14 protein-coding genes are annotated in these 14,732 nt (G+C 63.0%); 5 read left to right on the top strand and 9 right to left on the bottom strand.

All coding sequences use genetic code 11. The annotated features are described in order from the left end of the window. Nucleotides 1-37: 37 nt before the first annotated feature. Together EA473_RS02170 and EA473_RS02165 are read right to left on the bottom strand one after the other, a co-directional pair. On the bottom strand, nucleotides 38-967 hold the full coding sequence (locus EA473_RS02170) for a Vms1/Ankzf1 family peptidyl-tRNA hydrolase (protein ID WP_124194010.1): 930 nt from the start codon (nucleotides 965-967) through the stop codon (nucleotides 38-40). Nucleotides 968-1,195: 228 nt separating this feature from the next. Then, entirely contained in the window at nucleotides 1,196-1,600 is a 405-nt protein-coding gene (locus EA473_RS02165; RefSeq protein ID WP_124194009.1) for a DUF5802 family protein, read from the bottom strand. Between the two features lie 447 nt (nucleotides 1,601-2,047). Between EA473_RS02165 and EA473_RS02160 the strand changes: the two genes are divergently transcribed. The 3 genes from EA473_RS02160 (at nucleotide 2,048) to EA473_RS02150 (ending at nucleotide 4,413) form a co-directional block, all read left to right on the top strand. Next, a complete protein-coding gene (locus tag EA473_RS02160) occupies nucleotides 2,048-2,797 on the top strand; it encodes a hypothetical protein (RefSeq protein ID WP_124194008.1) in 750 nt (249 codons plus the stop codon). Between the two features lie 229 nt (nucleotides 2,798-3,026). After that, nucleotides 3,027-3,686: a metalloregulator ArsR/SmtB family transcription factor gene (locus tag EA473_RS02155; protein WP_124194007.1), complete on the top strand. Its 660-nt coding sequence runs from the start codon at nucleotides 3,027-3,029 to the stop codon at nucleotides 3,684-3,686. Between the two features lie 130 nt (nucleotides 3,687-3,816). Then, nucleotides 3,817-4,413: an HdeD family acid-resistance protein gene (locus EA473_RS02150; RefSeq protein WP_124194006.1), complete on the top strand. Its 597-nt coding sequence runs from the start codon at nucleotides 3,817-3,819 to the stop codon at nucleotides 4,411-4,413. 73 nt (nucleotides 4,414-4,486) lie between these two features. Here EA473_RS02150 and EA473_RS02145 read toward each other — a convergent pair whose 3' ends face one another. From EA473_RS02145 to EA473_RS02115, 7 genes are all read right to left on the bottom strand, one after another. Beyond that, nucleotides 4,487-6,163, bottom strand: a complete 1,677-nt coding sequence (locus EA473_RS02145) for a bacterio-opsin activator domain-containing protein (RefSeq protein ID WP_243645173.1) — start codon at nucleotides 6,161-6,163, stop codon at nucleotides 4,487-4,489. A 50-nt stretch (nucleotides 6,164-6,213) separates the two neighbouring features. Then, nucleotides 6,214-6,672: a response regulator gene (locus EA473_RS02140; RefSeq protein ID WP_124194004.1), complete on the bottom strand. Its 459-nt coding sequence runs from the start codon at nucleotides 6,670-6,672 to the stop codon at nucleotides 6,214-6,216. Nucleotides 6,673-7,008: 336 nt separating this feature from the next. Continuing rightward, nucleotides 7,009-9,381, bottom strand: a complete 2,373-nt coding sequence (locus EA473_RS02135) for a DNA polymerase domain-containing protein (protein WP_124194003.1) — start codon at nucleotides 9,379-9,381, stop codon at nucleotides 7,009-7,011. After that, nucleotides 9,382-9,741, bottom strand: coding sequence for a hypothetical protein (locus EA473_RS22650; protein WP_243645170.1), 360 nt, complete (start codon nucleotides 9,739-9,741; stop codon nucleotides 9,382-9,384). Then, entirely contained in the window at nucleotides 9,741-10,412 is a 672-nt protein-coding gene (locus tag EA473_RS02125) for a hypothetical protein (RefSeq protein WP_124194002.1), read from the bottom strand. Before EA473_RS02125 ends, EA473_RS22650 begins: the two co-directional genes overlap by 1 nt. A 214-nt stretch (nucleotides 10,413-10,626) precedes the next feature. Beyond that, nucleotides 10,627-11,658: a Cdc6/Cdc18 family protein gene (locus EA473_RS02120; RefSeq protein ID WP_124194001.1), complete on the bottom strand. Its 1,032-nt coding sequence runs from the start codon at nucleotides 11,656-11,658 to the stop codon at nucleotides 10,627-10,629. Nucleotides 11,659-12,131: 473 nt separating this feature from the next. Then, a complete protein-coding gene (locus EA473_RS02115; protein WP_124194000.1) occupies nucleotides 12,132-13,124 on the bottom strand; it encodes a CPBP family intramembrane glutamic endopeptidase in 993 nt (330 codons plus the stop codon). 501 nt (nucleotides 13,125-13,625) lie between these two features. On the opposite strand from EA473_RS02115, the gene EA473_RS02110 reads away from it, so the two are divergent. After that, a complete protein-coding gene (locus EA473_RS02110) occupies nucleotides 13,626-14,012 on the top strand; it encodes a hypothetical protein (protein WP_124193999.1) in 387 nt (128 codons plus the stop codon). 225 nt (nucleotides 14,013-14,237) lie between these two features. Beyond that, on the top strand, nucleotides 14,238-14,504 hold the full coding sequence (locus EA473_RS02105; RefSeq protein ID WP_124193998.1) for a HalOD1 output domain-containing protein: 267 nt from the start codon (nucleotides 14,238-14,240) through the stop codon (nucleotides 14,502-14,504). The last annotated feature ends 228 nt before the right edge of the window (nucleotides 14,505-14,732 follow it).

Below are 14,732 nucleotides of genomic sequence, written 5' to 3'. Positions count from 1 at the left end.
GAACGTTCGCAGGATAGTCGCTCTCGTGGCCCGTCTATCAAAGAACCAGTACCTCCGTCGTCCAGAACGAATCGACGGCGTCCTCGAGCGCGGCGTCGGGAGCGCCGGTCGCGTCGACGGCAGCCGTCGCGTCCGCCTCGACGGTCGACTCCTCGAGGAGGGTATCGACGACGCCTCGCTGTCCGACCAGGTAGAGGGGATCGCCGCCGGAATCGGACGCGCCGTACTCCTCGAGGACTTCCTCACAGCGCTCGAGGTGGTCGTCGATCTGATCGTCGCGGATCCGTTCGAACCGGGCCTGGGAGAAGCCGCCTTTCGAGTGGCTTCCTTTGACGTCGCTCTCGAAGCCGCGGTACTCGACGCGTTCGTCGTCCTCGTAGACGCCGAGGGCGAACAGATCGGCCCGTACCAGCGCCACCGCGTGGCGTCCGCTCGGGAGGAACCACTCGCGGTCGAGGCGGAACCGGTCGTCCCACGTCGGGTCGACGTCGGGACGTATCGGCGGTTTCAGCGCGACCGAGAGGAGTCCGGCGTCGTCGACACAACAGACACACGGCGCGGCGTCGTCGACGAGGGCGATCCGGTCGCCGAGGACGTCCTCGAGGTCGACCTCGAGATCGCGGCTCCGCTCGTCCTCGCCGAGAACGGCGGTCAGCGCACCCTCGGGTCCGGTTCGAACCGACGACAGTCGATCCAGTACGTCCGCGAGTTCGGTCCGCCCGATCCGGTCGCGACGGCGAAACTCGAGTCCGACGTCGTCGTCTTCGAGCCGGTCGAGCTCCCCTTCGAGTTGCGCGATGCGGTCCTCGAGGCGGTTCACCCGCTGTTCGGCCTCCTGTCTCGCCGTCGTCGCCTCCGCGCGCCGGTCGGCTTCGGCCTCGTACCGCTTTTCTAACCGCTCGTTTTCCGCTTCGAGTTCGTCGATCCGTTCTTTGAGCGATGCGCGACCGAGCAACTCGTCGAACATCCGACCGAACACGCGAAGCGGAGCTACTTTTAGATTCCGGGGCTCGCGGGGAAGCGACGGTGCTATAGTAACAACTGAAACGATGTACACACCGATCGCCGATCAGTCTGGCGATCGGGTGTGCAATGACGTTCAGTGGCTACTATAGTGACGTCCCAGGCCTGAACTGGTGAGCGAAATCACGCGGTGTGGTCCGATTTCGCTCAGCAGTCGACGGTTGGGAGGGTACTAGCCTGCGGTTTCGTCGTCGGTCGCCGTCGGATCGTACTCGCCGGAATACGATCCGCCCGGCTGCCAGCCGCCAGCGAACTCGAGCAACTGCCGTGCGCGGTCGCGACGGGCGAGAAACACCTCGCGAAGCGACGGTGGATTCTTGACGTCGGTCTCTTCGAGCATCGATTCCGGCACTGCGAGCGTGTTCGCCGGAACGGCTTCGTCGCCGTGAACCGGGAAGTGCCGGGACTCGAGTTTCATCACGAGCGGTGCGTCGAGCCGTTCGACGCCTTCGCCGGTCGCATACACTTCCTCGTTGATGCGCTCGTGTTGATCACGGTGCATGGCCGCACGGTCCCCGGCGGTGGGGGTCACGTACAGTCGTCCGAGATAGTAGCTGCCAGAGAACACCTCGAACATGCTAGCTAATCACACGGTCTCGAGCGGCATAACTATTTGCGAACAGATTTACAACGAATCGCTATCAACGTCATCGGTGATTCGGGTTTCTAGCTGATCCGATTACAGTACCGATGGGACTGCGCCCCGTCGCCGGTTGGGCCGAGGATGGAACACACCAGATCGTTCGACGGCCTTCGGACGACGAGTCGATGGCACCGATCGATCGAGATCTTTCGATAGTTAACATTCGTGTCCGGCGTCCGCGTTCGTCGGAGTCGGCGTCCGCGTTCACTGGGGGAGTGTTGCTCGTCGTTCGACCGATGTTTAGTGTCGGAGTTCTTCACCGAATAAAACCGAATGAACGGAAAGTAAACGCTTTTGAATACGCTCGAGCCGTAGACCGATTCCGTGAACGGTCCGAACGACTGTTCGCATTTTTAGTGTATTCGGCCTCACGGAGAGCTGATGAGAGCTACTCGGGCCCTCGCCGTCCTCGTTCTCGCCACGGTAGTCGGGCTGACGATTGCACCCGTCGCAGGTGGCGCGGTCGCGAGCTCGCCCGCCGACACCGAGTCGCCATCGAACGAAACCGTCGACTCGGAAGCGAATCACACCGTCTCGTCGTTTATGCAATCGAGCGCCGCTGACACCGCGAACACGGTCGAGTCGGGTCTGTTCGAAACGAAGTACGAACGGGCTAGCGACGACGACAGGGCGACGCTCGTCGACGACCGCGTGGCCGAACTCGAGGTCCGACTCGAGGCGCTCGAGGCCGAACGCGACGAACTCAGCGAGGGGAACGAGACTCTCTCCACGGGAGAGTATCACGCACGGATGGCGAAACTCGCGGTCGAAATAGCGGCACTCGAGCGATCGATCGATCGAACCGTTCCGCGAGCGGCCGACGCTGGCGTGGACCACGACCGACTCGACGGACTTCAGTCGAACGCCACGGATCTCTCGGCATCGAACGTTTCAATGGCTGCGCGTGGCCTGACGGGATACCACGGTCAGTCGCCGGCTCCCGCATCTAACGTCAGTGGCGGCGACGACGTGACGCCACCAGGTCACGACGACGACGCGACGGGGCCCGAACAGGGCGAGAACGCGACGGTGCCCGAACAGGACGCGAACGCGACGGTGCCCGGACAGGGCGAGAACGCGACCGTGGCTGAGCAGAGCGAAAACGCATCAGCACTTGCCGACGGGGAGTAACGGTAGTCCGACGGGAGTACTCTCTGATGCGGATTGCTGTCCCGATGTCCCGCCGAAGCGGCGATGGGATGACGGACGATTCCTCGGTCGGTGATACGGTTTACTGTACGTCATTGCCGGCGCACCCGCCGCCCGGGTTACGGGTGCGCCGGTACACAGGTACAGCAATCCGTATGAGTCGTCGGTCGAGCAGACACGCTTTTCAGCGCCGAAACCATACGCTCGGTCGATGGACTCCGCCGCGTTGTTGGATTTACTGGGAAACGAAAATAGGCGACGGATTCTCCGATTGCTCGCCCGTAAACCGTGTTACGTGACCGAAATTTCGGAGTACCTCGGCGTGAGTCCCAAAGCGGTCATCGAACACCTCCGAAAGCTCGAGGAGGCGGGGCTCATCGAGAGCCGAGTCGACGACCAGCGCCGAAAGTACTTCCACATCGCCAGAAACGTCCGACTCGAGGTCAACGTCTCACCGTACGGGTTCGCGAGCAAGAGCGCCTATCCCGCCAGCAGCAGCTTCGATATCACGACCTGTCGACACCTCTCGCTCGACGTCGCCTGGGAGGACGCCGACGAACTCGACGAGTTGCTCCAGTCACTCGAGAACTTAGAGCAACTCGAGAACGAACTCTCGCTTGCCCAGCGGTGGGTCCAGGGGCGGCTCTGTGACGTCCTCGATCAGATATCCGAGACGGCCGGCGATGGGCCCGAGAGTCGGATCTACGCGGATCTTCTGGCAAGCGTCCGTTCGGAACCCAAATCGGTTGGCGAACTTAGCACCGATATCGGAGCCTCCCGGGAGATCGTCGCGGAGTTGCTCGAGCGGATGGCCGACGAGGGGATCGTCAGACGAACCGAACGCGGCTGGGAGCTGACGTCGGGATCTTAGCGAAACGGAAGAACTCACTCAGATAACTGCTTCTCGAGTACCTAATAAACAGATCTAGTGGACGGACTTACTGTAGTTTCGTATATCGAGTTTAAATCCTTTGCTAGCGTATATTGGTTTGGTGACTCACATGAACTCAGTTACAGCAACCGATGAATCGTACGGATACTCCCTCGAGCGCGGATGGCGAACGCTCGCTATCGCCGGCGGCGTCGTCGGTCTGCTCGGTATACTCGCTATCGCGTTTCCGATGGTGACTGGGCTTTCGGTAACGGTCGGCCTCGGCGTCTTGCTCCTCGTCGGGGGGATCGTCCACGGCGCACACGCGTTTACCGCACGCGGCTGGAGTGGCTCCCTCTGGCAGGCCGCACTCGCCGCGATTTCGATCGTTGCAGGGGTCGCTCTGGTCGTCAACCCGGTCGTCGGGCTCGTGTCGCTTACGGCCCTCGCGATCGCGTACCTGCTGGTCGACGCCGCCGCCGAACTCTGGATGTCGATGCGGATGGACGATCAGCCCGGACGGGCATCGGTCGCCGTCAGCGGCCTCCTCTCGCTGGTCCTCGCCGGCCTTCTCTGGACCGGATTCCCGGCCAATGCCGGCTGGGCGATCGGCGTCCTCGTCGGTGTCGGCCTCTTCGTGACCGGTCTCTCGATGGTCATCGTCGCGTTCACCGGCCGAAGCGCAGCGGAGACGACGTCCGCCGCAACCGAGCCACGAAGTGCGTAATCCGTTTTTTCGACGCTACTGCCGATACAGCGGATACTGACCGCGCTCGAGACCCGGGTGGGAGAGCGGGAAGCTACTCCTCGAACACCGAGTCGAAGAACTTCCGCTCTGCAGTCCGGAGGTGCTGATTGAACGTTGCCGGCGCGATGCCGAGTCGATCCGCGATATCTTCGCCGGTACTCTCTCGAGGCCAGTCGAAGTAGCCGGCGAAGTAGGCCGTCTCGAGTGCCGCCCGCTGTTTGCTGGTGAGTTCGTTCTCGAGTACCGAGGGCGTACTCACGTCGCTTCGGTCGCTCCGTTCTGTCGTACGCTGTGCGAGGTACGTGACGTCGTTGTGATCCTCTTTGATGACCTCGATCATCTGGCGAGTGTCTCTTCCACGCGGCAATTCGACGACGAACCGAAACTCGCCGTTTTCGATCGTCGCCGACTTGACCCGTCCCCCGTGCGTTGCGATCGATTCGAGCAACGACACCGCAGCGGGTGCGACGAGTTCGAACTCGAACCCGTCGCGTCTGGCTGCGAGAAATCGGACCTCACCGATTCCGTCGCTTTCGTCGACCGCTTCGCTGAACGCCTCCTGGGAGACGTCGTGTGCCGACCCGTACGCGAGTAAGGTGTCGTCTCCGCGGATCAACTGTTCGATCTCGACTCGACACGACTGGTCTCCCGAAAGTGCGATCAACGGCTCGGCGAGGTCGTCGATGCGGAACTCGAGTTCGATAACCGAATCGGTCACGAGTGCGTCCCGCCGTTCGATCGCCGTAATGGCGTGAGCGACGACGTCGCCGATCCGGGCGAGGATCGTCGTTTCGGGGCCGGTGAACGCGTTCGGTAACGTCGAATACACGTTCAGAACGCCGTAGACCAGATCTTCGTGAATTATCGGAATCGCGACGGACGACTGGTAGCCGCGGTCTTTCGCCTCCTCGCGCCACGGTTCGTAGTCGGGATCGCTGTGGACGTCGCTCATCACCTGCACGGAGCCGGTTCGAATCGCCGTTCCTGACGGTCCTCGCCCGGAGTGGGAGTTCTCGTCGACCGTAATCTCGACGTCTTCGAGATAACCGTCTTCGACGCCGGCCGCCGCATTCGGAACCACGCGGTCGCTGCCGGGGTTGACGCCGCCTATCCAGGCGAACCGGTAGGCGTCGGGTTCGGCGAGTCGATCACAGACTCGCTGCTCGAGTTCCTCTCGGGTTTCGGTCGTGATTACGGCGTGGGTGATGTCGTGTCCGATCCGGTTCAATCGGTTGAGCGCTTCCAGTTGTTCTCGTTGCTGTCGTCGCTCTCGTTTCTGACGGGCCCGTTCGATCGCGTGATGGATCGTCCGAATCAACAACTCGCTCGTCACCTCGTCTTTGACGAGGAAGTCCTCCGCCCCTCGCTGAATCGCCTGGACGCCGACCTGTTGATCCCGAAGTCCGGTCAACACGACGACCGGCGTCTCGTCGTCCCGGTCGGAAACCGTCTCGAGCGTATGCAGCCCCTCGCTGTCGGGAAGGTTCAGATCGAGTAACACGAGATCGACGGGGTCTGACTCCAGGGTTTCGATCCCGTCCTCGAGGCGGGTTTCTCGGGTCGTCTCCGGTGCCCCGTCGGCGGATTCGTCGATGCTGATACGTTGGGCAAGCTCTTCTGCGTCTTTGAGCATCTCCTCGATTAGCCGGGCATCGCCCGGGTTGTCCTCGATCAGGAGAATCTGGAGGTTCCCGTCCTCGCGATCGACGTCCTGGCTTCGCTCGTGGATGTCTTCGAACCCGTCGATGGATCCTGCCTGGGTATCGGATTCGTTCACGATCACTCGACCTCCGGAGGAAGTCTGACGACCGAAAACCAGAACTGTTCGAACGCTCGGACCGCCTCGATGAATTCGTCGGGATCGACCGGTTTCGTCAGGTAGGCGTTCGCGTGCAGTTCGTAGGATTTGACGATGTCCTCTTCGGCTCGCGAACTCGTCAGGACGATTACCGGAATCGACCGAAGATCCGGATCCTCTTTGAGTTCCTCGAGGACCTCCTCGCCGTCCGTCCGCGGAAGGTTGAGATCGAGCAAGATGAGGTCCGGACGCGGTGCGTCGGCGTACTCTCCTTCTCTGTTGAGAAACTCGAGTGCCTTCGTCCCGTCCGAGACGACGTGGAGGTCGTTTTCGATCCGGCCCTGTTTGAACGCCTCCTCGGTCAGTCGAACGTCTCCCGGGTTGTCCTCGACCAACAGGATCTGTACTCGCTCGGGCGTGGTGTATTCGGACGTGCTCATGAGGTTACTGTCTCAAATTCGATCACGAAACGCCGCTCTGTCAGGTGTCGCTCCGGTAGACATACGTATGTGTGTAGATATCCTGCCAGTGAATCGAGTGCGTCCATGAACCGATTGCCTTTCAAGAATCGGCTAGGAGGCATAAATGTGGTGCCGTACAACTGAATTCGAGACCGTCACTGTTAGTGTTTAGTCTTCTCTGATACGGATTACTGTACCTGTTTACCGGCGCACCCGCGACCCGGACGACGGGTGCGCCGGTACTGATTTACAGTAAACCGTATGAAGACCGGGATTCTCGCCCTCCCGATTCGCGGACCCGGCGGGGTACCGCGCTTACTCCGGCGGAGCATTCCCGAACGACGAGAGCCGAACCGTCGTCCCGTCTCGCAGGTACGACCGGATCCGGCCCCGATCCCAGCCAAGCGGCGAGACGACGCTCTCGCAGGCCCGGATCAGCGCCGTGGCGTACCAGTCGTCGTCGTACGTCGTCGGTTCCTCGAGCGACAGTCGAACGCGCTCGGCACCGGCCGCGTCGTCGTCGGACACGACGTACCGAACGGACTGGCCCGGGGATCGATCGATCCCGTTCGATCGGTAGCGCTCGAGCGCCGCGACGGTGTGCGTTCGCTGGCGATACGCCTCGATCGGTTTCGAAACTCGCTTCGTGATCTCGAGGTCGGACGGATCGACCGACCCCGATCGAAGTTCGCTCAGCCGCCGGCCGAGCACGTCACAGACGGCCTCCGGTTTACGCTCGCGGTCGAGCAGTTCGACGAACTGCCGTTGACACTCCGCGACGAACGGCGGCGTACTCCGCTGGCGACACTCGAGTCCACGAATCTTGTAGCTGCCGCCGTCGCCGCTCGCGGCTTCCGCATCGGTTTTCCCGTCGTCGTCGCTCGCTTGCTTCGCGGCGTCGGCCGTCGTCGCCGATTCACCGGAACCCTCGCGGCGTTTGCCGAAGTACTTCGTGAGCGCGCCCGCCGGTCCGGATCCGATTCCGGACACCGAACCGGGCCCCGAGCGGCCGTTCGTCGTCGGCGCTCGAGTCGCGCCGGAGGCCCTGCCGATCGAGTCGCGCCGCGGGACGAAACAGACCCACTCGTAGCTCCCGTCGCGCTCGAGTTCGATCCCGACGGAGTCGGAAACGTCGGCGGTAACGGTCGAAAGCGGTGTCGGGTCGTCGACCCGTGGCGTCACCCAAAGGCTGTCGACGATCCCGTGAACGATCCGCCAGCCGGCGTCCTCGAGCCGGCGTTTCGCCTCGAGGACGATCTCGCGGGCGTAGGCGTTGATCGCCTCGTGGCACTCGATTCGCCCGAACTTGGCGTTTCGATACCCCTGATAGCCGAAACAGGAGACGAGCACCCACTTGATCGCCCCCGACTCGCCACGAAGCCGAGCGGCTTCGTCGGCCGGCGGATCCTCGGCTAACCGGCGTTTGCGAGTTGCCCGATCGACGAGCAGCGGCTCGAGGACGTCGGGGAGAAAGCCGTCCTCGCCGCAGATCCGGTACTCGAGTTCCGGAACGCAGTGACCGTCGCCGGGCCCGTCGGGCGTCGTGCCCGGTGTGCTGGAGCCGTGGCCGCAGCCACAATCGACCGTCTCCGGGCTGATATTGTGCTCACAGATGATTCGCGGATACAACGACGCGAAGTCGATTTCGTAGACGTTCTCGTGGAATCCGACGTCGGGTGCGAACGTAAAGCCGCCGCGGTCGGCCGCGTGGAGCGTCCGGACGTCGGTGAACCGTTCGGGTTCCCACTTGTTCCACGGCGCGAGAACGTCCCGATCGCGCGCCAGTCGGACCTGTCTCGCCGTCAGTAGCGTTCCGATGCTTCCCCAGGCGGCCTCCTGCAGCGGCCGTCCGGTTCGGTCGATCATATACAACAACCCGTCGAGCCCCGACTGGTGCCACAGGAAGCTGTTCGACCTGTCGACGATCGCCCGACCGGGGACGCGATAGCGCGCGGGCGAGTGTCCCACCTGCCCGTAACTCGCGTAGGTGTTCTCGCCGGCCAACCGCGTCCATCCGGGACGCCGTCCGAGCCGAAACGTTTCCAGACCGTAGTCTTCCGCCCGCGTTTCGAGCAACGGAATCACCCTCGCGTGGCTCACGACGAGAACGTCGGGATCGTCGCGCTCGAGCCGCCGCTGGAGCGTCCGAAGCGTGTCGATTTCGGCCGTCGACCCGTCCTGTGCGTTCTCGAGGGAATCGCCCTCGAGTCGGAGCGCCGAGACGTCGCCGTCGGCCAGTGCCAGCTCCGACAGGGAGATCGAAAGCGTTCGAAGGTCACGACTCGGCGTCGGATCGATCCCCCGATCGAGACAGTACCTGAACCCGGGCGCCAGATCGACGTCGAACAGCCGAAACGTTCCCGGAGCGTGCGTTTCGCGTTCGTGGACCCCCCGAATTTCGCGGGCCAGGGTCCGAACCTCGCCGATGCGCTCGAGATCGATCCGGAGCATTCGACTTCGTTCCTCGACGTGGGCCTCGTGGAGGTCGGTCGCCCACCGTTCGTAGCCGGTCGCGGCCACCTTCGGATCGTCCTCGAGTCGTTCACGGAGATTCGAGAGCGCATCGTGGGGTCCGGAGACGAAGAGTGATGGCGTGTAGTCCTCGACGAGGCGTGACTCGGACCCCGTCTCGGTCAGAGTCCACTCCCGGACGGACCCGCCCTCGAATTCGAGCGTGTACGGGCTCATCTACCGCTCTCCGTCCTCTCCCGTTCGATCGTCGTCCTCGCTGTCCTGTTTCTCCTCTCGAGTGGCTTCTCCCTGTTCGTCATCTCCCCGCTCGAACCTCGGCTCCGATTCGCGACGCCCCTCGCGCTCTTCGCGAAGTCGCCGAAGTTCGATCTCGTGTGCGAGCAACAGCGAGAGCACCAGCGCGCGCTCGGGGCTCGCCGGATTCGCGTACCCCGCCGCGTCGGCGAATTCTCGCGAGCGGTCGAACAGCCGATCGAAGTCGGTCTGGTACGTCCGGCGAAGCGCTCTCCGCATCGGTTCCCACTCCGCCTCCATTCGCCGAATCGCGTCCCGGTACGTCGGGTTCGTCCGCCCCATCAGGAACGCACCTCGAGCAGTCCCCGGTCGTGAGCGACGACCGTCGGATCGAGACGGTCGACAGTTCCACAGAGGTCAGCCCAGTAGGGGATCGTCGTCTGCCAGTGGGCACCGTGATGGTAGCCCTCGGTCACGACGTCGTCGCCACCCCCGACCAGACGGATCCCCTCTCGCGTCCGCACGCACTCGATCGACGTTCCGGCGTAGTCGTCGACCGTCGACGCCCGACGCTCCGCAGCGCTCGTGACCACGACGGGACACTCGAGCACTCGTCCCAGCTCCGCCAGCGTCTCGAGTGTCGACGCGAGCAACTCCTCGCGTTCGTAGTCGGGCACGTCGGGGTCGTGGTAGAGTGTGGCGACGTTCGGCGCGACGATCAGTTCCGTCTCCGGCCCGGCGCTCCGGGTTACCGCTCGAACCAGCGAGTGGTGTTGATAGGCGGTAAATGCCCGCGCGATCCGTAGCCCGGAGAGTGTACGCTGGCTCGAGGCGCAGTCGTACAGCGCGTGGGTCATCGCCGCGTTTCGCGCGTCGATCCAGTACGCCGTCTCTCCTTCGGCTATTTCCGCCGTCCCCTCGAGCCGTTCGCACACGATTTCGTAAATCAGCGGCGACCGTGGCTCGCGCGTCTCGATCAGCGTCAGTCCCTCCTCGAACTCGAGTCGATGCATACCTGAGGGGTCGAGAGACCGATCCATAAGCGACGGCGTCCGATTTCCGATTGTTCCGAAACCAGCCGCCCCACGGCTGATGTCCACCAATTCGGCGAGTTCAGCCCATTCTGCCCTCGGCTCCCGTTTCCGAAACCGGTTCCGATACTCCGGTTCCGACGGCTATCTCCTCGGGACGATCGCCGAGTCGGCGCTCGCCGATATCGGCCAGTTTTCATTCCGCGTCGACGTCGACGTCTGCGTCCTCGTCGACGACGCGATACGTTCGGCCCCGGCGTTTTCCGACGGCTTCGATCAGATCGTAGTGGACCATCTTCGTCAGGTAGTTTCGCAACATCCGCCGCGACTTCGGGCTCTCGACCCGGCGTTCGTACGTCGCGTACAGCTCTCCCGGCTCGATCTCGCCCGCGTCGGCGATGACGTCGTACAGCACCCGCTGATGTTCGATCAACCCCTCGAGCGTCTTTCGCCTGATCGCCGTCCTCGCGGTTGGGATCGCTCGTTTCACACCCTCGTTGCTGATCGACTCGACACCCTGGCGCTCCGCCTCGAGGGCGGACGAGCGAAGGACGCCGATTCCCACGCGGGCGTCGCCCGAGGCCGCGTCGGCGATCGTTCGCAACTGCTCGTCCGTAATCGCGTCCGGCTCGAGGGCCTTCGACGCTCGCTTCTCGAGGATCGCGGCGAGTTCGTCGGTGCCGTATCTGTCGAACCGAACCCGGGTTCCAGCCCGCAGTCGCGAGCGCACCCGGTCGTCGAACCCCGCGAACAGTTCGTCCTCGCGATTGGCGATCAAAACGGGCGAGACGTGGGGGAGCCGGTGGAGGTCGTACAGAGCCGCCGTCTCTTCTAGCTGGTCGGCCTCGTCTAGGATCGCGACGATCGGTTGACCGTCCGCCTTCCGAAGCCGATCGAACAGTTCGTCTTTCGGCGTCGACCGGTGGACGTCCGCCGCCCGCCCGACCGCCTCGAGAATGCTGTAGAGCACCCGGAACCTGGTGTACTCCTGCCAGCAGTTGACGTACGCGACTTCCACCGTCGGCTCCTGTTTGCACAACTGTGCCAGCGTATATCGAGCGATGCAGGTCTTCCCGACTCCCGTCGGTCCCAGCAAAAACGCCGGATCGGGTCGTCGATCGTACACCAGCGGCTCGAGGGTTTCCGAGAGGAGGTTCACCTCGTCGTGGCGATGGACCACCTCACCCGGTACGAAGTCCTCGCGAAGGACGCGCTCGTCGACGATCACGGGTTTCGGTACCGCCTCGAGTACCTTAAGCGCCGCCGGGCCGTTTCCGAAACTTCCGATAGATTTGCTATCGTTGTATGGGGTTTATCAGGCGTGACACGAGCGGGTTCCGGCCGAGCCAGTATCGAAAACGGCGGGGATAGCGGCTCAGTTTCGGTGGTACGCGCACGCGACGAGTAAGAGTACGGACGATTTCAGCTATCTGCCACGCGGTTTTCGTTGCCCACCCCGACCGACCACGACACCGCGCTTTGCACACTTCGGGAGGTCCCGCTCGAGTCGGATTCCGGACCGATCGTGCGCCTCAATAGCCGCGACAGGAAATGAAATCGACCGGACGTGGTCGGGACGTGCAGAGCGAACCCTCTCCGATTAACGCGGGTCGACCAGCACAACACTCGCTCGAGGAACTCGACAGACGACAGACGAAGTGCCGTACCGGTTCGGGGATTTTGGGTCGAGAGGGTGGCGGATTACTCCCGCTCGAGTCGGTACACCCGTTCGGGGATACCGACGCGTCCGTGCCAGTAGTACACCCACGCGAGCAACAACCCCGCGCCGACGACGATCCGGACGGCCCACATCTCCAGCCCGAACGAGACCCCCTCGGCGGGAGCGAACTCCGGAGTCGCTCGCAGGAGCGTGGGGAAGATGAACCCCGCCAGTTCTTCCCGCATGATCGCGACGAACGCGAGACCGCCGAAATGAACCCCCACCGGCATCGCCAGTCGCCCGGTCAACAGGTAGGCGACACCGAAGAGAATTCCGCCGGCTCCGCTGGTGATCAGTCCGCCGATCCCGTGCATGGGAAAGTGAAACGCCCCGAACAGAACCGTGCTGATGAGCAGGGCAGCTCCGACGGCCACCCACACGGATGCCCCTCGAGAACGGATTCCGCGAGCGGTGTGTCGTAACGCGATTTCGCGAAACACCACCTCTTCGAACGCGTTGTTCGCGAGGTAGAACAGCGACCCGGCGGCGAGTGCCGCGACGGCCAGCGGCACCGATTCGATCCCGACGCCGTAGTACCCCGTCTCGAGGGTCAGGTGTCCGCGAGCGCCGAGATACACCATCGCGACCACGGTTGCAACCGCTCCGATCAGCACGCCGCCGAGAAAGTCACGAACCCAGGCGGAGGAATACTCGACGGATCCGCGAAACGCGCGTTGCCGATCGAGCCACGAGACGAGGCGAAACGCGACTGCGGTCGCGAGCGCGATTCCGGCCGTAATCAGCAACAGCGCACCCAGGTTCGCGACGATGGCAGCCGTCCCCTCGAGTTCGGTATCGACCAGTATCTGCAACGGGAGCGGGCCGAAAACGTTGGCGGCGAAATAAAGCGGCGTTGCGACGAGTAGCGGAACGAGGACCCTCCAGGTCGCTCGAAATCTGCTTCCATCGGTCGTATACAGTATGCCGGGTTTCGATTCGAAGACGGACGATAGCCGGTCGAATCGGGACGACATAGGCTGTACTAGTGGTACCGTATTGTTAAACGCAGTGAACTGTCTCTCGAACGGGACCGTCCTGATCGTTCGATGCCATCGGTACCGGCTAATACGCGCCCGACACGCCGATCAATCGTACGATACGATTCCGTGATTTCACTGGGGGACGAACCGACCACAACCGCCGACGCAACCAGCCCCGCCTCGTTCGGTCCGATGGCACGACGGGACACTCGTCGGGCTTTGATCGGGTGATATGTCCCATATAAACCAGATAGTGGTATATCGAATCATCCCGCTTTCGAGACGGTCACGGCGTGGAACGCAACTTCGAAACGTCGGATCAACGCGTTCGTTCGCTCGAGCCGATGCCACCCGATCTCGTTGCACTCGCGTCTTCGAAACGGATGTCGAACTGATTCGTCGTCGTCTTCGAAACGCGTGCCGGACCGATTCGCCGTCCCCGAATGCCGCCGGCGGGGGCGTACTTTCTTGCCGATCGGCGAGTTATCGCCTCGCATGGAAGAACTCTCACTGGGCGTTCCGGAACCGATCCTATCGCGGTTGCCCGAAGACGACGAGACCGCCGCAGTCGACATGCAGGAGGCGGTCGCTGGCTGGGAACGACGGCTCAACGAGGCGATCGCCGACGCCGAGGACGAACAGGAGGCAGCCAGACGCGTCCTCGAGGCGGTCAACCGGTTCGAGGAACGCTATCAGGCGTACGACGACCTCGTCCCGGAACTGCGGGCGTGGGGACAGTCGCCGATTTACGCGCTCACCTGGCGAACGCTGTACGCCGATGTCGTCGCACAGTTGTACGACCACGACGACCTCGGTCCGCGCCTCGAGCGTGAACGGAACGCACGGCTGGTCCAGGACGGGATTCGACTGCAGGATCTGTAGACGTCCAGCGAAACGCCTGGGGGGTGCGACGTTCAGGCTCGATCAGCAGTACGCGAGAGGAGTCGGCGTGCTCGGTCGGCCCTTCGACGCTCGGGATGTCGGCGATTCGGCCGGAAACGAGCCTACTCCGTTCGATCGGCCGAACGGAACCGCGTCTGACGACCGTCGTGCGCACGTCAGAAAAGAATCAGTGGGCTTTTTTTACCGGTTCGTTGGACAGCAGGTATGGGGCCCGGGGAGTCAACGACAGTCACGATCGTTCAGGAAATTTCCGACCGCGACGGAGTTCGTCCGACCGACTTGGAGCCACCACTGTACGAGGTGGTCGATACGGAAGCACTCGACGCGCTATTCCGTTCGTCGGGAGACGATACCGATACCGCAACCGTTCGTCTCGAGTTTACCTACAGGGGCTATACGGTGTCCGTCACCGGTCCACAAGAGGTCGAGATCGAACCGACCCGTCGTTCCGCCGAATCGTCGTCCGACTGATACGGGCAGGGTACGCCGTTTCCGGAGACCGTGACGTCCCGCGGTCTCCGGAAACGTCCCACCAGCCCGAACGAGTGCCAGCGGACGGTCGGTTAGCGAAGCGAGCAGGTCCGCCACACCGCCGTCGACCGCTCGAGAGCAGTTCGCGTTCGAGTCCAGTGTCCGCCGGCTCGAGTGTGGGGCCGGGATGGATTCGATCGTAAGTCGGTCCCGGATTCGATCGTAAGT

This window comes from Natrarchaeobius chitinivorans (assembly GCF_003841505.1).
Taxonomy (GTDB): domain Archaea; phylum Halobacteriota; class Halobacteria; order Halobacteriales; family Natrialbaceae; genus Natrarchaeobius; species Natrarchaeobius chitinivorans.
The sequence above is the reverse complement of the archived record's forward strand: the minus strand, read 5'-3'. Positions and strand labels throughout refer to the sequence as shown.